Source organism: Microcoleus sp. Aus8_D2 (assembly GCF_036702665.1).
Classification (GTDB): Bacteria; Cyanobacteriota; Cyanobacteriia; order Cyanobacteriales; family Microcoleaceae; genus Microcoleus.
Genome location: NZ_JAUBUN010000031.1, coordinates 74,294 through 94,920 on the forward strand (window position 1 = coordinate 74,294; position 20,627 = coordinate 94,920).

Here is a 20,627-nt window from a genome sequence, read left to right on the forward strand (position 1 = left end):
TAGAGATGCGGCATCATACTAAAGAAACCGGGTTTTTCACAGATTTAAGACTGCGGCGTATCTTGTCGGAAAAAACCCGGTTTCTGCATAGGTTTCTTCCTAATTCCGGTAGGGGCGGGTTCACCAACCATCTATGAAACCTACAAACAATCTGATAAACCCGCCCCATCCCCACGATGATTTATATCAACATTTTATCCAGAAATTCACGGTACATTTTGATTGTTTGTTGGGTGGGGGCGGGTTTGATAGATTGATGGTTTTCATTGGAGATATCGGCGAACCCGCCCCTACGGGAATTCTGGTTAATTTAGCGGATATTATATTAGTTACCAGACAGAACTTGGAAATGCCGATCGATAAAATCTGCCTCAAGTCTTATAACTTCGACGCCTTCACAAACATTTGCCCGCCCAAAAAACGCCACAATACAGGCAATTTCAAATAAACCTTTAACAACAACGGCGAGGCCGGCCGCCCTTTTGTCGAAAACGGTAAAAATCTGGGTATCATCACATCAATTTTAAACCCCACAGTTTGTAAAAGCTCTTGCAGCGATAAGTGCGTAATCGGTAATTGATGGTCGATAAAATCGTAGTATTCTTTGTAAGAGTATTTAAAGTTAGGCTGAATTACCAACAACGAACCGCTAGGCTTGAGCGCGTCAAAGCAAAACGAGATAATTTGTACGAGTTCTTCCTTGTTGCGGAGGTGTTCAAAAAAGTTTGAGATAAAAATGCGTTCGAACTGTTCGGTAAAAGAACTATACTCGCCTAAGTTAAGCACATCAATATTCAGCACTTTGACATCATCATCAGCAAATAACTTGGAATCGGGATTCAGGTCAATCAAACATTTTTCTCCCGCACCAATTTGATTGATAAACTCGCAGTAGCCGCCCCCAATGTCTAAAACCGCTGATTTTGGAGGAACATAATCTTGTAGAAATTCGTCAATTAAAACTTTCCAGAGTGCCACCTTGGCTTGCATTTGTCGGGAATCAAAGCGGTTGGCGTATAACTTTTTGAGATATGTGTCAGTTTTCATAGTAAGATAGCATAGACTGAGTATGAGTTTATCACGCGATACAGCCAACTATGAATGTTATATCTACTGAAATACCGGACGTTCTGATAATTGAGCCGAAAATTTTCGGAGACGATCGCGGTTTCTTTTTTGAGAGTTTCAATCACCAAGCTTTTGTCGATAAAACGGGCGTGACGGCAGAATTTGTTCAAGACAATCATTCCAAATCTTCTAAAAATGTGCTGCGCGGTTTGCACTACCAAATGCAGCAACCTCAAGGCAAATTGCTGCGGGTAGTTGCGGGCGAAATATTTGATGTGGCGGTGGATATTAGAAAAAGTTCGCCGACTTTCGGGCAGTGGGTGGGCTGTTTGCTGAGTGCAGAAAATAAGCAGCAACTTTGGGTTCCTGCGGGATTTGCTCACGGTTTTTTAGTAGTATCAGACATTGCTGAAGTTTTGTACAAAACTACAGACTACTATGCACCGGGACACGAGCGGTGTATTGTATGGAATGACCCCGATTTGGCGATCGCCTGGCCGCTAGATGGTGCCGATCCAATTTTATCACCTAAAGACAAAGCTGGACAAACGTTGAAAAGAGCTCAAGTGTTTTAATAATGAAAATTTTACTCGCAGGCGGCAACGGACAGCTAGCTCAAGAATTGCAGCCCATCTTATTATCTGTGGGAGAGGTGATTGCAGTCGATCGCACTTCCGTAGATTTATCCCAACCCGAAACCATCCGTCAAGCAATGGCTGACATTCAACCGGATGTAGTCGTGAATGCCGGCGCTTACACAGCGGTAGACAAAGCTGAAAACGAAGCAGACTTAGCGCACGCAGTCAATGGTATTGCACCGGGAATTCTCGCACAAGAATGCGAAAAATTGGGCGCAAGTTTGATCCACTTTTCCACTGATTACGTATTCGACGGTAGCAGCGGTTCGGCTTATCTCGAAACAGATGCTACAAATCCCTTGGGAACTTACGGTAAGTCCAAATTAGCTGGCGAGGAAGCAATTCGGAAAGCGGGAAACCGACATATTATTATTAGAACTGCGTGGGTTTACGGTAACGGTGGAAAAGGCAACTTTGTCAAAACCATGCTGAGATTGGGCAAGGAAAGGGAAGAAATTCGAGTAGTAGCAGATCAAATCGGAAGTCCAACTTGGACGGCAGATTTAGCTGCTGCAACTGCCCAAATCATCCCTCTGCTTGGGCTAGAAAGTTTTGGGACTTACCAGTATACTAACAGCGGTGTTTGTAGTTGGTACGATTTTGCGATCGCCATTTTTGAAGAAGCAGAGAAACTCGGCTTTCCGCTCAAAATCAAGCGCGTAATTCCCATCACCACCGCCGAATATCCCACACCCGCAAAACGTCCCGCTTTTTCTGTCCTCTCAACCACAAAAATATCAGGACTTCTGGGAACCTATCCTCCCCACTGGCGACAAGGGCTCAGACAAATGCTAGCAAGAGAAGTGAAATGAAAAATTGAGGAAATCTCAAAACGCGAGAGCGGGTTTTGTTCGGAAATTATCTGTTATAAGCTATACAGCATTTAGTTTGTACCTTTGGGGCGCTGTTTATCCCCCGGAGATCCCCCTAAATCCCCCTTAAGAAGGGGGACTTTGAAGATTTTCTTGTTCCCCCCTTAAGAAGGGGGGTTAGGGGGGATCGAGTTTAACTGAACTGTATTGGGCTAAACCCGCCCGATTAATTCAAAATATCCCCATGTCTGAATCAATGAAAGTCAAGCAACAAAATGTTTTAATTGCCGCATCGGTGTTCGGCATTCTCATACCAGCTTCATATATTTTGTACTTGATATCCCAAGCCGGAGACTTATCTAATTTTGACTATTGGTGGATGACTTGGAATTTTTATTCAGTAGATGGTTTTGCTACAAATCCTTTTAATTGGATATTTCGGGCTAACGAGCATTTTGTCTTAATTCCGGCGATTATCTATGCCTTAAATATTATTGTCACCCAAGGTTCAAATATTGGTTTATGTTTGATTGCTTGGTTTTTGGCTTGGATTCAGTGCTATGTCTTGATTGCTTTACTACCTTTAAAATTAAGGATTTTTCCACTACAATTTATCTCAGTCATCCTGTGTATTTCTATTTTTAATTTTACTCCGGCGGCGGCGCACAACTGGATGCGGGGATTCAGTGGCGTTCACTGGATAATTGCTAATTTATTTGTGATTTGTGCGATATTTTGTTTGCAATCTTATGTGACAATTTTGTTAAAGAAGAGAGAGGCGGAGCCTCTGGGTATTTATTCCCAGGTAGAACCTGGGAACAATGAATGGAAACAAAATAAGTGGGTAATTGGCAGCATTGTATTTGGCATTTTAGGCTGCATTAGTTACAGCACTCCTTTGGGTTTGTGGCCGATATTGTGTGGGGCGGCGATTGTGCTGCGGTTTCCTCGGCGGATAACTTATTTGTATTTTGCTGCTGCGATTGCGGTGATTTGTCTTTATTTTTTAACTTATAAAACTCCGTCCAATCATCCTTCTCTAACTAAAATCAATCCGCTGAAAACTCTCGAATATATTCCGATTTATCTCGGGGGAATATTTAGCGAAAATATTATTGTTGCGTCAATTATTGGTATAATTGGTTTGATTGCTGTAACGGGTTTTGTGGGTTATTGGCTGTTGGCAAAAAAGGCTGTGCAGCTTGGTTATCCCGTAGGGAATCGCCCAAATTGGCTGCCTTGGCTGTCCATCCAATTATACACCCTGCAAACGGCGTTAATGGCCGCAGTTAGTCGATCGGGATTTGGAGTCGAACAGGCTACCGCTTCCCGCTACGCCACACTCCCAGCCTTGTTTTGGATGAGTACAACTATCCTGACAGTGCTTGCGGTACGGGAGTTGCAGCCCACACCGAGAATTCAAGGGCGTTGGCTGACACCGCTGTTTGCAGTCGTGACAGCGGCCGTGATTTTAATGTACGGGGTGGGTGGCGAAACTGCAATGGCGATCGGCCGCAGAGCCACCTATCAACCGCTAGTAGGACTTTCCTTACAATTAGGTATCACCGACATCACCCTAATTAAAGAGAGAGTAGGAAACAAACCCGCCGCATTTGTCGGATTAATCGACGCCTTAAAAACTAACAACTTAGTACCATTTAATCGAGACATCAAAAAACACAACTTTTGTGCAGCATTAGACACAAAAATCGATCCAAACCTACTTTCAGCCCCCAAAGACGGAGTACCCGGATATTTTGATACTGTTACCAAACTCGCACCCAAAGCCGCCAGAGTAATTGGTTGGGTAGGAGACCCCGAAAATCATGTAAAATGTATTGTCATTCTCAACCAAGAAAATGTAGTTCGAGGTTTCGCCATGTCAGGATTTCCGCGCCCAGACTTAGTTAACTTATTTGGTGAATCCTACAAATTTGCAGCTTGGAGAGGATACATTCAAACATCACCAACAGATAAATTATTGACAGCTTACGCTTCATTTACCAACCGTGAAGGTTGGGTGGCTTTACGAAATTCCCAAACAATCAATCAAGACGCTTGGGTTAAGACTGATCCCCCCTAGCCCCCCTTCCCAAGGGGGGAACAAGAGAATACTCAAAGTCCCCCTACAACCAGGGGGATTTAGGGGGATCTCCGAGGCATAAGCAGTCTTAACCCAAGCGTATTGAGTTATTAATAACAATTAAAAAAGTAGCTATGCAAAAAGACCTCAGCTTCGTAATTCCCGTTCACAATGAAGAAGCAACCCTGAAATTACTGTTTGAAAAAATTAGCATCGTCATGTCCCTAAGAGGAATCGCAAGTTACGAAGTGATTTTTATAGACGATGGTAGCCGCGATGCTTCTTGGCGAGAAATTGCCGATTTAGCAAATCAATTTCCGCAACGAATTAAAGCAATTAAAATGCGCCGCAATTTTGGTAAATCCTCAGCACTTTCAGCCGGATTTCGGAATGCAGCCGGGAAAATTATCTTTACTCTCGATGCAGATTTACAGGATGACCCAGCCGAAATTCCTAAATTTTTAGATCGTCTAGAATTAGGATTTGATTTAGTCTCCGGTTGGCGCAAACAACGGAATGACCCCCTTTCTAAAACCTTACCTTCTCGGCTATTTAATGCCGTTGCGTGTTTGCTGACTGGGGTAAAAATGCACGACATGAATTGCGGTTTTAAAGCTTATCGCCGGGAAGTTTTGCAGTCGATTAAATTGTACGGGGAATTGCACCGCTATATTCCGGCTTTAGCAAATAATTTAGGTTTTCAAATTGGCGAAGTAGTTGTCGAACACCATCCGCGAAAACATGGTAAATCAAATTATGGTTGGGAACGCTACGCGCGGGGATTTATTGATTTGTTGACGGTATTGGCGACTACGCAGTATTTGCACAAGCCAGGTCATTTGTTTGGGGGTTTGGGGTTGTGTTTTGGTTTGGTTGGGACTGTTTCGCTGGGTTATTTGATTGTGATTTGGTTTCTGAATTTGGCGGGGATGAATTTTGGGCCGATTGGAAATCGACCTTTGTTATTTTTTGGGATTTTGTGTACAATTCTGTCGGTACAGTTGATTTCTTTGGGGATTTTGGCTGAGTTGATTGCGCGAAATGTGGCTGCTGATTATGTTGATAAGCAGATTTGCGAAATTATTGATGATTCTGGTTTTGATATTTAACGGCAGATATATCATTGATGTTTGTAGTAAGGACTTTAGTCCTCTGGTTTTTAAGAAGGACGCTTTGTCCTCACTACGAACCTAACTTTTAAGAAGGACGCTTTGTCCTCACTACGAACCGGGCGGACTGAAGTCCTCACTACGAACCGGGCGGACTGAAGTCCTCACTACGAACCGGGCGGACTGAAGTCCTCACTACGAACCTGTTTTATTGGTGATTTTAAAGATTATCCATTTGCCTTCTTTATCTACTATCTCTCCGTCAATGTTTGGATGCCAATCGCTGCGCGTCAGGATATAATCGGCTTTATAATGTCTGGCTACTTTGACTAAATCCGCACTGCTGCGGCGGCTGAATAAGTCACTTCCTCCCCAAATCATTTGTGGGTTTAAGGGGACTCCTAGAATTGCTTCCATGCGGTTTTTCCACTCTTTGATGCCTTTTTCGGTAAAGGGAAAGTTCTTAAAGTTAACTACAATCGCTCTTTCTGAGAAAAACTGGAAGCTGGTAACTGATGGTGGAATTAATACGAGGCTGTCACGACTGCTAATTTGCGAAAATCGCACGACTAATCTGCTTAATTCGTCTCGGGGAAACGCATTGATATTGACTCTTGCTTGAAATACATTTAATATAGGTTTGGGTAGAATTCCTGCTACTCCAAAAAATAAAGTAGCAGTAGTTAGCAAAGCTAATATATGAGTCAAAGTCTGTTTGATAGATGCCGCCAATGATGTTTTTTCTAGGATGAATGGGAAGGCTAGGATTGAGAAAAAGACTGGGATGCCCATTATTCTATCGCTCATTATTTCCCAGGAATCAGTCAGCGGATATATCAAGCTGAAAATTAAGGTTCCTGCTGCTAAAATCCACAGCAAAATAGTGTAGCGCTTGGGAAACGCATAATTTTTAGTTTGCCAAACTGCGAATCCTAAGAAAATGATACCTCGAAAAGGCAAAGTTAGTACAGATAGCACCAGCAAGCTAACAGGTACTTGTTTGGGTTTAGCAACCTCATCAAATGTCAAAGAAACAGCAATAAATATAATTAATTGAGCGAAAGGTACGGTTCTAGCTAATTGCAGTTTTGCGATTAAAGCCAGCGGGTAAACTTCGACAAATATGTAATTCAGCAGCAGTGCAAAAATTGATGTGCCAATAATGATATAAAAGTTAACTTTTTCGGATTTTGGGAGTAACTTTGTATTTTTAATGCACAATAAGCCACCAATGATGAAACAGATAAAGTTGAACCAATTCGCAACATCCCAATTAGATGGGAGGATGTGGTGGGGGTTGCGGACTTTGGCGTGGATGAATACAAACTCGGCATTGTCGATAGTTTGACTGCCGGTAGTACCTGTTAATAACATGGGTACATATACTATACTTGACATTGCTGCTAAAAGCGCGATCGCCAAAATCAATGTTTTGAACTGCCGCTGTTTGACAGATTCAACTGCTAAAACGGGAACCATCATCAATCCCGGCAGCAAACCAACTAAAAATTGTAGCAGACAAGCCAGTCCAAAACAGAAATATCCCGTCAGCCATTTCAGGCGCAAACTAAAGTATATTCCCCAGATTGCGAAGGCCATCGCGAAGGTACTGGGTACTGATTTGGTGGAAAATATCAGTGTATTCCCAACATCTGTAAATGAAGCGGCTATACATAAAAAAGCCATCGCTGCTGCGGGCAGTTTGGAATTAGTATAGATATTGATAATTGCATAGCAAGCCAGGATAAATGAACCGAAGGCTAGGAATTGATAAATAAAATGCGCTAGGGGAATGCCTGTTCCTAGGTTGGCCAAAAAATAGATGATATAATAATAGTAGTATCTGGGATTGAATTTAACCATTTCCTGAACGTAATAATCATTTTTGTATAGTTCAGGATTTAGCATCAATTGAATTGGCGGCACTTCGGGGAAATTGCCTCCTATCGGGAAATGATACCCTACTGCTATCAGCGAACCGATGATGACAACAGTATCAAGAGATAGATGAAAATACCATTTTAATTTTTCAGGTTTCTGCATTGACGGTGCAAGTTTTTTTTGAGCTGATATAAAACACATTTGTGAAGGGGCTTTTTTTAACTAACCGCAGAGGCGCAGAGGGCGCAGAGGAGGAAAGAAGAGAGAAATAAGGCTCGAATTTAACAGATTTATACTCATTTGATTAGTCCCTGGGCTTGGAGTTTTTTAGCCGCTTGAGATTCGCCCGCTTCTAAGCGCAACTTTTCAGCATACTCGAACCTGCGCTGCATATCTGCATCCAGCTCTTCTTTATGATCCCAATAATAAGCAAAAGCAGAATGAATTTGGCTCATTGTCAAATAGCGGTGGTTGAGGTGTAACTCGGCTGGGCTCCACCCGTAAGCGATATGAGCTTGTACTAATTCAATTACTTTCATTGTGGTTCCGGCGATGAGAGGAACGTTCTTCTCGTCTAATTCCACATATTTGTATTCGGTTGCAGTTAGAGTCACGGTTTTTACCTTGTCGATCGCACTTCTATACTTCTATTATGTCGATTAGATCGATCGCCCCATTCATATCATGTCCGATCGATCGCACGTAATATCACAGGCCGGGGCGGGTTTACTGGATCTCTTGTTTTCATTATAAATATTGGCGAACCCGCCCCTACAAATTTTCGTAGGGGCGGGTTTTTCCAACCATCTCTGTGTAGAATCAATAATCTCGTAAACCCGCCCCCGCCCAAGGAATTAATCCAGATGCAGCGCTGTGGAGCGGGTACGCCAGCCCGCCCCAAAGATGCCAGATTAATTTCAACCAGTGGATTAATCCTAATAACCAGGCTCTTCCTCGTACTCAGGAGTCTTAGTCTTCTCAGGGATATTCACCCGAGGAGCCTGGTAAGGCTTCGGTACTTCATCGTCAGCCCAAGCATCCGCCTCCACATCATCCTCGTACTCGTACTCCACCACGACTGGTTCCTTCGGGCGAGAAACCTCAGGGCGACTGTACTGCTTCTCTTCGTAATCGTCCTCGTAATCGTCCTCGCCACCCCAATTATCCTCTTCATACTCATCATAATCGTCTATCTGCTCGGGCTGCGGCATGGCGCGCATCTGCTGCGCCTGTCGTACCGGTGGCCGATTCCACTGCGAATCCTCATCCCAAGGAACTTCTTCTACCGCGGGTGCTGCTACCTTGCTCCGCATTTCCGGTGCAGGAATCCGCACGCCCGGCCCTAATTGATTTCCCGGAGCCACTGGTTTCGGATAATAACCTTGCTCGTCCTCTTCCCTTTCCCAAGGTGCTTGGCCCAAACCAACACGTTCCAGCAAACCCACGCTAAGCTGCCTCAGCCTTTCCTCGGAACCTTCAAACACAATCAAGCGGTTGGGGCCGCTGCTGACAATTTCTTCAATCCCTAACTCGTAGGTACTGAGAACTTGATCGGGGATTTGAGGGATTCCCAGGGAAGCGATGACGATAGAAACTAACTTACCGTCTTCCGGGTCGAACCGAAAGCCCCGGACTCTCCCCAAAAGTTCGCCGGTTTCGGTAATCACTTCGCTGTTGATCAAAATGCTGTAGACTTCAACATCAACGTCATCTTCGATCGCACTTTCATCTTCCACCAACAGCACGTCGCCGATTTCGCTAACATTGCTGAGGAACATAAACTTCGGCATTCCAGCGACCGCGAATATATTATCACGCAGACCGATCGCCACAACTTCCCGCCGATCGATGTCCACCCACAATTGACTGACTACACCCAAGCGCTTACCTCTGTCGCGGGTGATGACTTGAGTGCCTAGAATGTCGGAGCGTTGGCAGATTTGTTCGGATGTCATCTAACTCTAATCCTGATTTATCAAGTATATATATCACTGAACACCATCATCGACAGATACTCCGGGACTACAACTTAAGTCCGATGACTTGAGTATAAGCTCCCCGCGCTTGAGTAACACCAATTGTACGCTCAGCCGATTGAATCATAGGTCGCCGCAAACTCACAACAATAAACTGGGCTTGTTCAGACTGTCGTTTTATCATTCTAGCTAATCGCTCCACATTTGCCCCATCCAAAAACATATCTACTTCATCAAAGGCGTAGAATGTAGACGGGCGGTAGCGTTGCAGGGCAAAAATAAAACTCAGCGCTGTCAGAGATTTTTCGCCTCCCGACATGGAAGCCAGCCGCTGTACGGGTTTCCCCTTCGGGTGAGCGACCAAATTCAAACCGCTGCTGAAGGGGTCTTCTTGGTCATCTAGCTGAAGATACCCGTCACCTTCGGAAAGTTCCGCAAAGATTGTCTGGAAGTTCTCGTTGACCGCATCGAATGCTTCTTTAAAAGCCCGTCGCCTCAGCGTGGTAAAATTTTCGATTCTCAATAAAAGTTCTGTGCGTTCTCCTGCCAAGGTCGTCAACTTTTGACTCAATTCTTGCAGGCGTTCTTGAGTGCGGTTGTACTCTTCCAATGCTAGCATATTCACTGGTTCTAAAGCTTGAATGCGTTTGGCGATCGCCTTTACTTCTTGCTGCAACTCTGTTAAATTAGCTTTTTCCACATTTTCGGGAATTGATGGCACCGGATCGGGCATTTCCGCCCGCTGTGTTTCCATGAGAGTGCGGACTGCGGCCAATTGTTCCCGGCGTTCTTGCTGAGTTTCGTGCAGTTTTTGCAACTGCCATTGTAACTGTTGTTTGGCCAAATGCTGCTCTCGTAGTTGAGATTCCGCGCGATCGCGCTCTCCCTTCTCCAAACCCAACTTTTCCTCAATTTCTGCCAAACTAGCCTTAGCTGCTGCAATTTGTCCGTCTAATTCCAACTGCTGCGAAACAATGCGGTTAACAGCATCAATCCCCGCATTTTGCTGCACTTGCCATTCCTGCAATTTCTCGCTGCCTTCCTTAATTTTCTCCTCCAAGCGCCCGAATTGATTTTGCAAGTCTCCTTGGCGTTGCTGGGCGTTTCTGTGAGCCAATTCGCGCTCTTGCAGTTGCGCTTCTTGAGCGCGCAAACCCGACTGCATTTGCTGCCATTCGCTGTGACTGTTCGACTCTTCCAACTGCGCCAAAGTTTGGCGGTACTCCTGCAATTGAGTTTCTTGGGCGGGCAATTCTCTCGTAAGCAACTGCAATCTCGATCGCGAATCAGTCAATTCCTGAGTATTTTTAGCAATTTGCGATCGCACTTGTTCCTGCTGCGCTTGCAAATTCTTAATTTCCGACTCCAACTGTTCCAACCGCAACTGATTTTCGCGCAAATTTTGCTTCGCCTCCATCAATTCTTGACTGCGAGTTTTGACCGCAACAGACGCGCGATCGATCGCAATTTTGCACCGTTCCAAAATCCGCTCAATTTCCTCAATACGTTCTTGCAAAGCAGCAATTGTCCGCGCTTCATCCCCAGCCTCGCTACTAGCATCAACCGTGCCAAAATGCAAGGTTGATTTATTAGTCGAACTTCCCCCAGTCATCGCCCCGCTAGTTTCCAGAATTTCCCCATCCAAAGTGACAATCCGGTACTGTCCCAAATAGCGGCGGGCGTCGGTGAGGTTGCTAAACACCACCGTACTGCCAAAAACGTAAGCAAAAATCTCCTGATAGCGCGAATCGCAGTCAATCAAATTTACAGCAGCATCCACAAAACCCGCCGCCCGCCGCAAATTTTCATTCACCGAAAACCGGCCGCCTCTAATCTTATTCAAAGGCAAAAACGTCATTCTTCCCGCCCGTTTTTGCTTCAACAATTCGATCGCAGCAGCCCCCACACTATCATTTTCCACCACCATATTACCCATGCGGCCGCCCGCCGCAATTTCCAGCGCCAACTGAAAGCGCGGTTCCACCCGGCCCAGTTGAGCCACCAAGCCGCAAACTCCGCCAATTCCGCTTTGCGCGATAATTTTTGCAGTAAACGTGCCGCTCGCTTCTTGCTGGGCTTGAAACTGCACTTCTAGCTTATCTAACTTGCGCTGTCTTTCGCGCTGTTCTTCCAGCAAACGAGTTTGAGTTTCCTGTTGCAGTTGCAATTCTTGTTCGGCTGCGACTACAATCTGATTCAGCGATTCTACTTGCAGAGATGCCATGGCTTTGGTTTCCCCAAGGCGCGATTGCTGAACTTTTTTCGCTTCAATTTCCTGTTCCAATACTTCGAGCGATTGGTTTTGTTCTTGAATTTGACTTTGCAGGCGATCGGCTCTTTCGCCAATAGTAGCTTGTTCGGTGCGCTGCGGCTCCAAAGTTTGCTGAATAGTTTCGATTTGGCGGTGCAGTTCCGTTTGCTGCTGCACCCAAGCTTCCGCCGTCGAGGCGATCGCATTTGCAACTTCCCGACTCTTATCTAAATTTTCCCGCGCTTCATCTCGCTGTTCCTGAAAAGTGCCTATTTGAGACATCACATAGGATATTTCAATCTCAATCTGCTCCAAACTTTGCCGAAATTGCCGAACTTCTTGCTCCGTTTGTGCTATGTTTGCCGCCATTTGTCCAGCAGTGGTTTCCAAATCCTGTTTGCGATTTTGGAGTTGTCGCCGTTCCGCTTCTTGAGTCGCAATCGTCGCTTGTAGCGCCAACAATTCCGACTCGCCCAAAGCTTTAACGCGAGCATTCTGTGCGTCAAGTTCAGCGGTTGCAGCTTGAATTTGGGTGGTAATGGCTTGCAATTGTTCGGTGAGAGATGTAGAATTGCGATCGCCCGTTTCGATTTGTTCGCGCAGTTTCCACTCTTGCTTTTGCAACTGGCGGAACTTGAGGACAATTTCCCACTGCGACTTTTCTTGAAATTCCGCCCGCAACTTTTGATATTTTTCGGCTTTTGCGCGATCGTTCGCCAGTCTATCGCGCTGAGAAATCAGTTCTTTTTCGACAATCCCGCTGCGTTCTTCAACTTCCTTAACTTCATCCAACTTCTGCCGTGCGAGAGAGATTTTGCGATCGAACTGAGCCACTCCTGCCAATTCATCAATAATTTCGCGGCGTTCCTTAGCATTCATCGAAATAATGCTAGTAACGTCTCCTTGCAAGACAACGTTATAACCTTCGGGATAAATTCGCAAACGGTTGAGTTGTTCGTGCAGTTGAGTCAGCGTGCAAGGTGCGCCATTAATGTAATAATTAGACGTATAAGTTCCTTGACGAGTTACTCGCAATTTGCGCGTCACGCTCCACTCATCCGGTTTTAGATTTTGGATTTGGGATTTTCGATTGCTAGCGAGTAGTTGTCCGTTGTTGTCTTGAGTTGCTGCGATTTCTATCTCTTCGACATCTTCAACAGATAAGTCTTCTGATTTTGGATTTGGGATTTTCGATTTTAGATTGGATGATTTTCCGTTATTGTCTTCAGTTTCTGTTTTGAGATTTTGGATTTTCGATTTTAGATTAGATGATTGTCCGTTGTTGTCTTCAGTTTCTGTAATTTCGATTGCTTCTACGTCTTCTACTTCAACAGACAAATCATCCGCTGCATTTTCATCCTGATTTTGATCCTCATCCTCATCTTCATCCTGGGCGAACCATTCCTCACCCACATCTTCCAGCGCAAAGGTAGCAGTGACGCTAGCCTCAATCGTACCGCGCTTATTTTGGGCGCTGTTCACCAAATCCGGCAAACGTTCAGCCCGCATTCCCTTAGAAGTCGAAAGCCCCAGACAAAACAGCAAAGCATCGAGGATGTTCGACTTCCCTGAACCGTTGGGCCCGGAAACCACAGTAAAACCGGGCAGCACAGGAATGGACGTTGTGCCGCCAAAAGATTTAAAGTTAGTTAGTTCGATCCGCTTAATGTGAACCATTTGCTAGGACTAACTTTGGCTCTAGGGTGTTGTCACAGGGTAGCACAGGCACTAGGGCGATCGACAACGTGCGAACTTCTCGGCATTGTCGATCGAACAGGTATATGCCACTTTTGTCAACAACGCAGTCGGCTTCTGCTTCAACAACTGGTTGAGATAGGACTTACGCACGGGTGGCCAGAAACCTGGTTTTTGCGATAATACTTCGCTGTGATTCGCAGATTTGGGAAAAAACCCGGTTTCTTTGTCGGAGTGCGTCTAGGGCTGTGAGAATAGTCCAGCATCTGCGCCCCCACCGACAGCACCAAAGAAAAGTAAAGTTTGATACAAATAACTTCATGAAACTAAATCAGCATTAATTTGGGGATCGTACCTGAAATCCTCACCCAGCAAGAATTTAGCCAAGATAAAGTCGGACATTCCTCACATTACCCCCTAGACATATCAAAACTTTCCGGTAAAATCGAAACCAAAATTAATAATGTATAAAGTAACGAAGCGAATATTATGGAGGGCAAAATCATTACACCAACTCAGAACTCGTCTAACCTGTCAGCTTCACCCGAAAGCGAGCAACAAGTATTACAAATTTGGGGTCGCCAGCCCCTGACAGGACAGGTCAAAATCAGCGGTGCCAAAAACTCGGCCTTAGTCGTCATGGCAGGAGCTCTATTATGCCCAGACGATTGCCACATCCGCAACGTTCCCGCTCTGGTCGATGTCGCCCGCATGGGACAAATTCTCTCGGCTGTAGGAGTCAAAATACAGCAGAATGGGGACGTTTTAGATATGAACGCCAGCAACCTCATGGACGCTCAAGCCCCCTACGAATTAGTCAGCCAATTGCGGGCGAGCTTCTTCATCATCGGGCCGCTGCTAGCGCGTTTGGGATTTGCCAAAGTGCCCTTACCTGGCGGTTGTGCCATCGGTGCCAGACCCGTCGAGCTCCACGTTCGGGGCCTGCAAGCCCTCGGCGCAGAAGTCCACATCGACCACGGTACAGTTCACGCTTACGTCAAAGGGCCGAACCGCCGCTTGAAAGGAGCCAAAATTTATTTGGACTACCCCAGTGTCGGCGCCACTGAAACTTTGATGATGGCGGCGACTCTGGCTGAGGGAGAAACCGTAATTGAAAACGCGGCTCAAGAACCGGAAGTCGTAGATTTAGCGAATTTCTGTCGCGCGATGGGAGCCAAAATTCAAGGCGCAGGCACAAATACGATCGTCATTTCGGGAGTTGAAAAACTCCACGCGGTAGACTATGCAATTATTCCCGATCGCATCGAAGCCGGAACATTTTTATTAGCAGGAGCCATCACTCACTCAGAAATCAGTTTGTCGTCAGTAATTCCCGACCACCTGACGGCAATTATTGCCAAATTGCAGACAATGGGGGCGAAAATTATCGTAGAATCCGACATTGTGCGGATAGTTCCCGGCAAAATTCACACCGCCACAGACATCGAAACTCTGCCTTACCCCGGTTTCTCCACAGATATGCAAGCTCCGTTTATGGCTTTGCTGACGCTGAGCGAGGGAGACAGCATGATCAAAGAAACCGTATTTGAGAACCGCTTGCGCCACGTAGCAGAACTCAACCGCATGGGCGCCGACATTCGCGTTAAAGGGAATGTCGCCGTAGTGCGCGGAGTCCCAATGCTGTCGGGTGCGCCCGTAGTCGCAACAGATTTGCGGGCTTCGGCGGCTTTGGTAATCGCGGGACTTGCAGCCGATGGTGTCACCACCATCAGCAGCTTGCAGCATTTAGACCGCGGCTACGAGCAGTTAGAGCTGAAACTCCAAAAATTGGGAGCTAAGTTGCGGCGCGTCAAAGAGGGCACAGACCCCGCTAATGCTGAGTTTCCTGTCAATCCAGTGCGATCGAGTTTAAACTGTTAGTTAGTCAGCAGTCATTAGTCATTAGTCATTAGTCATTAGTCATTAGTCATTAGTCATTAGTCATTAGTCATTAGTCATTAGTCATTAAGAAGAAAAAAATTAATCTTTTTTAATGCCCTGTTTGGCAAATGCCCTGTTTGACCCATGACCTGTTTGACCCATGCCCAATGACTAATGCCCAATACCCTGTTTGGCCTGTTTGGCCCATGACCCATGCCCACCCTTCGACTTCGCGAGCGGGCAAGATGCCCTATGCCCCATGCCCCATGCCCCATGCCCCATGCCCCATGCCCCATGACTAAAATGTCGAACATCCCGCTCCGAGGTTTAAAAGCAGACCAGTTTCGGCACCCGCTAGACTTGGAAGCTACCAACACACTCAAACAACTGCCAGGACTGGATTTGATCGTGCGGCAATTGCTGGGACAACTTGGCGAACAGTTTTTCATGCTCGAAAATTTGGCTTCCAGCGTTCAAGTCGGGGAAAATCAACTGCCGCACCTGCATCAATTGCTAGTCGATGCTTGCAAAACTCTGGATTTGGAAGTGCCGCAGCTTTATGTCCGCCAGCATCCGATGCCCAATGCTTACACTTTTGCGATGCGCGGAAAACAGCCGTTTGTGGTGATGCACACTTCGCTGATTGATTTGCTCACCGACGAAGAAGTCAAAGCCGTAATCGCTCACGAGTTGGGGCATTTGAAGTGCGAGCACGGAGTTTACCTGACTCTGGCTAATTTAATAGTCTTGGCCGCCGGTCAGATTTCCCCTGTGGGAGCGATACTCGCCCAGGGTTTGCAGGCGCAAATGTTGGAATGGTTGCGTTGTGCAGAATTTACGTGCGATCGCGCCGCCTTGCTCGCCACCCAAAACCCCAGAGTGGTAGCATCGGTGTTGATGAAACTGGCCGGAGGTTCGCCGACGTTAGCACCCAAACTCAATCTTGATGCGTTTTTGGCTCAAGCGCGAGCCTACGACGACATCAGCAGTACAGAACTTGGGGAAATGTTGAAGCAAGCTCAAACAGCTCAGTTATCCCATCCTGTACCAGTATTGCGCGCCAGAGAGATCGATCGCTGGGCAAGTTCAAAAAATTATGAATCTTTGCTTGCAGGAAATCGATCGGTGTGTTACGATGGTGAAACCACCAAAAAGGGCGGGTGGCGAAATTGGTAGACGCATCAGACTCAAAATCTGACACCGAAAGGTATGAGAGTTCGATTCTCTCCCCGCCCACTACCACAAAATCTTAATAAATTAGGGTTCCAGAAATAAGTCTGGAACCCTAATTTATTTTGTTTGCGGTAACATCAAGTCTTGGGCGCAAAAACCAGGTTTTTTAGTAGGTAGGACTGACGCAACAAGCAGTTTGACGCGCTACTTATCAGTAAGGTGTACGCTACGCACGCTACTGGTTTGATCGTTCGGACTTTAGTCCTTAGCAAAATTAGAGGACTAAAGTCCGAACGATCAAACACCTCAATCTAAAATTGAAAATCCAATGAATTTTATCGGTGAAATCGCCGCTTTAGGTGCTGCATTTGTCTGGGCCCTATCTTCCATAATTTGGCAGCGAGTAGGACAGCAAATCCCCGCAGTTGTACTAAACTTGCTCAAAGGCGCGATCGCCCTGTGCATGATTTTTGCCACGATACTAATTTTAGGCAAATCCTTACCAGCAGTCAACCCCAATATCTTAACAATGCTGCTCATCAGCGGCGCCCTAGGAATTGGCATCGGAGACACAGCTTGGTTTATCGTCTTAAAATATTTAGGCGCGAGGCGAGCCCTGCTTCTAGAAACCCTATCTCCCCCCTTAACAGCATTATTAGGCTTGATATTTTTACAAGAAAAGCTATCGCCCATAGCTTGTACAGGCATTTTTTTAACAATCTGTGGCGTAGCTTGGGTAATTGCCGAAAGAACAGCCGAAACAACTTTACCATCAAAACATCTTTGGCAAGGATTAGGCATTAGTTTATTAGGACAAACAGCCCACGCCACCGGAGCTATTTTATCCCGCGCCGCCTTCACTCAAATAGATATCGATCCCCTGTGGACAGTGGCCTTGCGTTTGAGTGGTGGCATGGCAGTCATGTTATGCTTTCTCAATCCCAGAAACCTTGAGACTTTCCAACAATTAAAAGTACCCAAAATATTAGGTGCAATAATTGTAGCAGCTTTTCTAGGAACCTATCTCGGAATTTTCCTGCAACAGACTTCCCTAAAATATGCACCCGCCGCCATCGCTCAAGCACTCAGTTCTACCAGTCCCCTGTTTATACTGCCTTTAGCCGTGCTTGCGGGCGAGAAAGTTAGTCTCCGGGCTGTTTTGGGCGTGGTTGGTGCGATCGCTGGCATCGCGATATTATTGGGCTTGAGGTGATGCAATTTGAGACTTAATATATCAAAAAAATATAATAAAGGTTTGTAGTGAGGACTTTAGTCCGCATCCATCTAAGGACTTGCATTCCGAACGATCAAACTGTCAATAATTCCCCCTCAAAAAATTGCTCTCAAAAATACTTGACAGTCAAATTCTGGAGGTGTACTATAGAAATAGTGCACATAATTAAAAACATGAGACTAAAAAGTTGGGAGTCTCCCCGCAGCGAGGGCAGAAACTCCAAAGGCAAAGGCGGTTCGGCAAGAGCCAGACAGCTCAAAAAGCAACAGCAAACTCTCCGAAAACAGTTAAAGGCTCAGAACGATCGACAAAACGATCGACCAAATCACAAACCAAACAACAAAGGGAAGGAAACCAATAACTCCTTCCCTTTTTTTGTATCTGTGCGCCGTTGCTCAATCCCGCTGAATGTTCGGACAAATCGTGCGAGTAATGCTCGCGGGCGAGGGTTGCTCTTCCCAGCCGTTGAGAATACCTTGCAACTCCCCCTTCAAAGTTTCTAACGCTGCAATTTGCCCGGAAATTGCCTCAACCTTCGCCGTTAGATGCTGCTTCGCTTCAGAGCAAGGCAACTCTCCCCGATCGCGAACTTGTAAAATATCCTTAATCTCCTGAAGGCTCAAACCTAAAGCCTGAGATCGTTTAATAAACGCCAACCTGTTGAATACCGCGAACCCAAACAAACGATAACCAGCCGGCGATCGCTCTACCGCCGGAGACAGCAAGCCCATCTCGTCATAGTAGCGAACAGTTTTCACCGACAAACCGCTACAAGCAGCTACAGAGCCAATTTTGTACAGTTTCTCGGCAACAGTAATATTCATACACCAAGCCTCAAAGATCGAAGATCGAAAGACTTTTCTGACTCTATCTTTAGTATTGCTTCAGATGCAGGCTGGCGCGATCGCCACCTCACCCCCGTCGCCGTTGCCCGCTAATCTTAATAAGGAGGATTTTTCTTAGACACGTTGTTGAGCGTGGGCAACTGAGGTCGAGAAGACTGAGGAGGAAGATAGTATTCGGTAGCAGGGGCGGGCTGTTCGGCTCCTGAGCGGTAAACTTGCCACCAACGGAGGCCCATCGCTACCCCAGCAGTACCCAGCCCAAAAGCCAATAAAGAGCCACTCGCTCCAATGCTGCCGATCGCTGCATCGACAACGCCCACTGTCACAACAAAGCTGGTAATTGGCTCTCTACGGTAAGCTGACTTCAAAAGTCGCGTCCACGAAGCATTCATGTGGTTTTACTCTGTTCTATATTTATCTAGAATCTCTAAAACTTAGAGTTGGCGGTGCGATCGGGATTTCTAGCTTTGCAACTAGCTTCACCTAAATTAATCTTCTCGCCTGTCGCGAATTGTACGGGAGCGAGGCCAAATTGCCAAGCTTGTCCAATCAAAATTTCATCCGAGATCCAAACCCCCAAGCTAGCTCTTGCATTCTCTAAACCGATGTTTCTCGATCGACAAGTCGCTGGGCTTGTTTCTAATTAATATTCTAATCAATTCGCGAAGTGGTCGCGGTCAGCAGGGTGACACCCTTGCGAGTGACAGTCCAGACAAAGTGTGATGTTGACCCAGCCGACACTAACTTAGGGTCTATCCCAAAATTTTAGACTCCTGTTACTGTTCCCAGATGAATGTCTGGCATCAAATCTAAAATCTAAAATCTAAAATCTAAAATCGACCGACCGCGCCATTGCTAAAATTAGTTGAGACCTAACCAGGCCAGCAACCCCTGCCCTGTGACATACTCGATAATTAAAGTTAGGGAAAAACCGATCATCGCGGCTCGACCGTTCAGGCGTTCGGCGTAGCTGTTGAAGCCAAACTTTGGTTGTTCCAGTTTGGGAGTGACGGTGGGTTGTAGTTGTGTCATTGCTTTGGATACCTTGCGATCGACGCTATTCAAATGTGAAATCGAATGTTAGTTACAAATCTTAAACATTTCTGCTTCCATTATAAGGAGGGTTAACCGCCATCAACCGTCCCCGCTAAAAAAAACTGCTGCCAATTACAGCCACTCAATATATATCGGTTCAAAATATGACTAATCAGTTAGATAACGATAAGCTTCCGGTAGCCGCACAGCGAGTTGCCTTTGCCCTTCGGACAGCAGGCTGGGTGTGCTTTTGGGTGCAGTCAGTGCTGGCGGTGGTGGCGACGATCATTTTGCTCTTTGCCATCCCCTTCGCTATCCCCAGCTCCACGGCTCCTGGGAGTTCAACCAGTGCCGGCACTGGCGGCGGCGTATTTTTTGCCCTTTGCGGGCTGGCAGTGCTCGGTTATAGCGTATATCGAGCTTTCCGCTTCACCCGTTTGTCAAGAGAATTGCGATCGCCCGCCAATCCTGCTCGCCCCAAAAAAGCAGACACCATCAAACAAGTGCAGTTGACACTGATGAGCAACTTATCAGGAATGCTGCTGACACTGATCGGTGCAGAAGCAATCAGCGGCACGCTTTTAGCCAAATCTTTAGCTCAGCCGCAAGCTTTATTCGGTGCGGCAGTCGATTTCAGCAGATTTATTCAGCCTTTAGATATATTTGTGGTGCTAGCCAATACTCACGCCACTGTTGCCCACTTTGTCGGGATTATCGGTACTCTTTGGTTGCTCGATCGCATCCACAAGCAATAGAAAATGGGAATGGGGAATGGGGCATGGGGCATGGGGCATGGGGCATGGGGCATGGGGAATGGGGCATGGGGAATGGGGCATGGGGCATGGGGCATGGGGCATGGGGCATGGGGAATGGGGCATGGGGCATGGGGCATGGGGCATGGGGCATGGGGCATGGGGCATGGGGCATGGGGCATGGGGCATGGGGC

19 protein-coding genes and 1 tRNA gene are annotated in these 20,627 nt (G+C 46.3%); 10 read left to right on the plus strand and 10 right to left on the minus strand.

From position 1 onward, the window contains the following. Positions 1-378 precede the first annotated feature (378 nt). Positions 379-1,047, minus strand: coding sequence for a class I SAM-dependent methyltransferase (locus tag QUB64_RS22415; RefSeq protein ID WP_333272966.1), 669 nt, complete (start codon positions 1,045-1,047; stop codon positions 379-381). A 50-nt stretch (positions 1,048-1,097) separates the two neighbouring features. Between QUB64_RS22415 and rfbC the strand changes: the two genes are divergently transcribed. From rfbC to QUB64_RS22435, 4 genes are all read left to right on the plus strand, one after another. Further along, positions 1,098-1,643 (plus strand): dTDP-4-dehydrorhamnose 3,5-epimerase, encoded by a 546-nt coding sequence (gene rfbC / locus QUB64_RS22420; protein WP_333272968.1) that lies wholly within the window; start codon positions 1,098-1,100, stop codon positions 1,641-1,643. A gap of 2 nt (positions 1,644-1,645) precedes the next feature. After that, the gene (gene rfbD / locus QUB64_RS22425) at positions 1,646-2,518 is read left to right on the plus strand and encodes a dTDP-4-dehydrorhamnose reductase (RefSeq protein WP_333272970.1); all 873 of its coding nucleotides are present in this window, start codon (positions 1,646-1,648) and stop codon (positions 2,516-2,518) included. Positions 2,519-2,762: 244 nt separating this feature from the next. Continuing rightward, positions 2,763-4,601 (plus strand): hypothetical protein, encoded by a 1,839-nt coding sequence (locus QUB64_RS22430; protein ID WP_333272973.1) that lies wholly within the window; start codon positions 2,763-2,765, stop codon positions 4,599-4,601. A 134-nt stretch (positions 4,602-4,735) separates the two neighbouring features. Then, positions 4,736-5,710 carry a glycosyltransferase family 2 protein gene (locus tag QUB64_RS22435; protein ID WP_333272976.1) on the plus strand — a complete coding sequence of 325 codons (975 nt, stop codon included), beginning with the start codon at positions 4,736-4,738 and terminating at the stop codon, positions 5,708-5,710. Positions 5,711-5,905: 195 nt separating this feature from the next. Here QUB64_RS22435 and QUB64_RS22440 read toward each other — a convergent pair whose 3' ends face one another. The 4 genes from QUB64_RS22440 to smc form a co-directional block, all read right to left on the minus strand. Beyond that, positions 5,906-7,753, minus strand: coding sequence for a DUF6798 domain-containing protein (locus QUB64_RS22440; RefSeq protein ID WP_333272978.1), 1,848 nt, complete (start codon positions 7,751-7,753; stop codon positions 5,906-5,908). 134 nt (positions 7,754-7,887) lie between these two features. Continuing rightward, the gene (locus QUB64_RS22445; protein WP_333272981.1) at positions 7,888-8,205 is read right to left on the minus strand and encodes a DUF433 domain-containing protein; all 318 of its coding nucleotides are present in this window, start codon (positions 8,203-8,205) and stop codon (positions 7,888-7,890) included. Positions 8,206-8,526: 321 nt separating this feature from the next. Beyond that, entirely contained in the window at positions 8,527-9,546 is a 1,020-nt protein-coding gene (locus tag QUB64_RS22450) for a PRC-barrel domain-containing protein (RefSeq protein WP_333272983.1), read from the minus strand. Positions 9,547-9,613: 67 nt separating this feature from the next. After that, a complete protein-coding gene (gene smc / locus QUB64_RS22455) occupies positions 9,614-13,495 on the minus strand; it encodes a chromosome segregation protein SMC (protein ID WP_333272986.1) in 3,882 nt (1,293 codons plus the stop codon). Positions 13,496-14,002: 507 nt separating this feature from the next. Between smc and murA the strand changes: the two genes are divergently transcribed. Then, a complete protein-coding gene (murA, locus tag QUB64_RS22460) occupies positions 14,003-15,394 on the plus strand; it encodes a UDP-N-acetylglucosamine 1-carboxyvinyltransferase (protein WP_333272989.1) in 1,392 nt (463 codons plus the stop codon). A 77-nt stretch (positions 15,395-15,471) separates the two neighbouring features. Here the strand turns inward: murA and QUB64_RS22465 are convergent, their stop codons facing one another. Beyond that, positions 15,472-15,708, minus strand: coding sequence for a hypothetical protein (locus tag QUB64_RS22465; protein WP_333272992.1), 237 nt, complete (start codon positions 15,706-15,708; stop codon positions 15,472-15,474). On the opposite strand from QUB64_RS22465, the gene QUB64_RS22470 reads away from it, so the two are divergent. The 3 genes from QUB64_RS22470 to QUB64_RS22480 all read left to right on the plus strand — a co-directional run bounded on the left by QUB64_RS22470 (position 15,698) and on the right by QUB64_RS22480 (position 17,780). After that, positions 15,698-16,570 (plus strand): M48 family metallopeptidase, encoded by an 873-nt coding sequence (locus QUB64_RS22470; RefSeq protein ID WP_333272994.1) that lies wholly within the window; start codon positions 15,698-15,700, stop codon positions 16,568-16,570. The two genes, QUB64_RS22465 and QUB64_RS22470, sit on opposite strands and share 11 nt — an antisense overlap. Next, a tRNA-Leu gene (locus QUB64_RS22475) sits at positions 16,549-16,630 on the plus strand. Before QUB64_RS22470 ends, QUB64_RS22475 begins: the two co-directional genes overlap by 22 nt. A 265-nt stretch (positions 16,631-16,895) precedes the next feature. Next, a complete protein-coding gene (locus QUB64_RS22480) occupies positions 16,896-17,780 on the plus strand; it encodes a DMT family transporter (RefSeq protein ID WP_442921693.1) in 885 nt (294 codons plus the stop codon). 416 nt (positions 17,781-18,196) lie between these two features. On the opposite strand, the gene QUB64_RS22485 is transcribed toward QUB64_RS22480, so the two are convergent. The 4 genes from QUB64_RS22485 to QUB64_RS22500 all read right to left on the minus strand — a co-directional run bounded on the left by QUB64_RS22485 (position 18,197) and on the right by QUB64_RS22500 (position 19,678). Next, positions 18,197-18,625, minus strand: a complete 429-nt coding sequence (locus QUB64_RS22485; RefSeq protein ID WP_333272996.1) for a heavy metal-responsive transcriptional regulator — start codon at positions 18,623-18,625, stop codon at positions 18,197-18,199. Positions 18,626-18,741: 116 nt separating this feature from the next. After that, positions 18,742-19,038 (minus strand): hypothetical protein, encoded by a 297-nt coding sequence (locus QUB64_RS22490; RefSeq protein ID WP_333272998.1) that lies wholly within the window; start codon positions 19,036-19,038, stop codon positions 18,742-18,744. A gap of 35 nt (positions 19,039-19,073) precedes the next feature. Continuing rightward, on the minus strand, positions 19,074-19,226 hold the full coding sequence (locus tag QUB64_RS22495) for a hypothetical protein (protein WP_333273001.1): 153 nt from the start codon (positions 19,224-19,226) through the stop codon (positions 19,074-19,076). A gap of 281 nt (positions 19,227-19,507) precedes the next feature. After that, positions 19,508-19,678, minus strand: coding sequence for a hypothetical protein (locus tag QUB64_RS22500; protein ID WP_194065476.1), 171 nt, complete (start codon positions 19,676-19,678; stop codon positions 19,508-19,510). A gap of 167 nt (positions 19,679-19,845) precedes the next feature. Here QUB64_RS22500 and QUB64_RS22505 point away from each other — a divergent pair, with 167 nt between their 5' ends. Beyond that, on the plus strand, positions 19,846-20,436 hold the full coding sequence (locus QUB64_RS22505; protein WP_333273004.1) for a DUF3611 family protein: 591 nt from the start codon (positions 19,846-19,848) through the stop codon (positions 20,434-20,436). A 9-nt stretch (positions 20,437-20,445) separates the two neighbouring features. After that, on the plus strand, positions 20,446-20,627 hold a 182-nt coding region (locus QUB64_RS22510; RefSeq protein WP_333273006.1), incomplete at its 3' end, for a hypothetical protein.

Coding starts and splice junctions, on each gene's coding strand:
- QUB64_RS22415 (WP_333272966.1), bottom strand. CDS start 1,047: ATGAAAACTGACACATATCTCAAAAAGTTATACGCCAACCGCTTTGAT.
- rfbC (WP_333272968.1), top strand. CDS start 1,098: ATGAATGTTATATCTACTGAAATACCGGACGTTCTGATAATTGAGCCG.
- rfbD (WP_333272970.1), top strand. CDS start 1,646: ATGAAAATTTTACTCGCAGGCGGCAACGGACAGCTAGCTCAAGAATTG.
- QUB64_RS22430 (WP_333272973.1), top strand. CDS start 2,763: ATGTCTGAATCAATGAAAGTCAAGCAACAAAATGTTTTAATTGCCGCA.
- QUB64_RS22435 (WP_333272976.1), top strand. CDS start 4,736: ATGCAAAAAGACCTCAGCTTCGTAATTCCCGTTCACAATGAAGAAGCA.
- QUB64_RS22440 (WP_333272978.1), bottom strand. CDS start 7,753: ATGCAGAAACCTGAAAAATTAAAATGGTATTTTCATCTATCTCTTGAT.
- QUB64_RS22450 (WP_333272983.1), bottom strand. CDS start 9,546: ATGACATCCGAACAAATCTGCCAACGCTCCGACATTCTAGGCACTCAA.
- smc (WP_333272986.1), bottom strand. CDS start 13,495: ATGGTTCACATTAAGCGGATCGAACTAACTAACTTTAAATCTTTTGGC.
- murA (WP_333272989.1), top strand. CDS start 14,003: ATGGAGGGCAAAATCATTACACCAACTCAGAACTCGTCTAACCTGTCA.
- QUB64_RS22470 (WP_333272994.1), top strand. CDS start 15,698: ATGTCGAACATCCCGCTCCGAGGTTTAAAAGCAGACCAGTTTCGGCAC.
- QUB64_RS22465 (WP_333272992.1), bottom strand. CDS start 15,708: ATGTTCGACATTTTAGTCATGGGGCATGGGGCATGGGGCATGGGGCAT.
- QUB64_RS22480 (WP_442921693.1), top strand. CDS start 16,896: ATGAATTTTATCGGTGAAATCGCCGCTTTAGGTGCTGCATTTGTCTGG.
- QUB64_RS22485 (WP_333272996.1), bottom strand. CDS start 18,625: ATGAATATTACTGTTGCCGAGAAACTGTACAAAATTGGCTCTGTAGCT.
- QUB64_RS22490 (WP_333272998.1), bottom strand. CDS start 19,038: ATGAATGCTTCGTGGACGCGACTTTTGAAGTCAGCTTACCGTAGAGAG.
- QUB64_RS22500 (WP_194065476.1), bottom strand. CDS start 19,678: ATGACACAACTACAACCCACCGTCACTCCCAAACTGGAACAACCAAAG.
- QUB64_RS22505 (WP_333273004.1), top strand. CDS start 19,846: ATGACTAATCAGTTAGATAACGATAAGCTTCCGGTAGCCGCACAGCGA.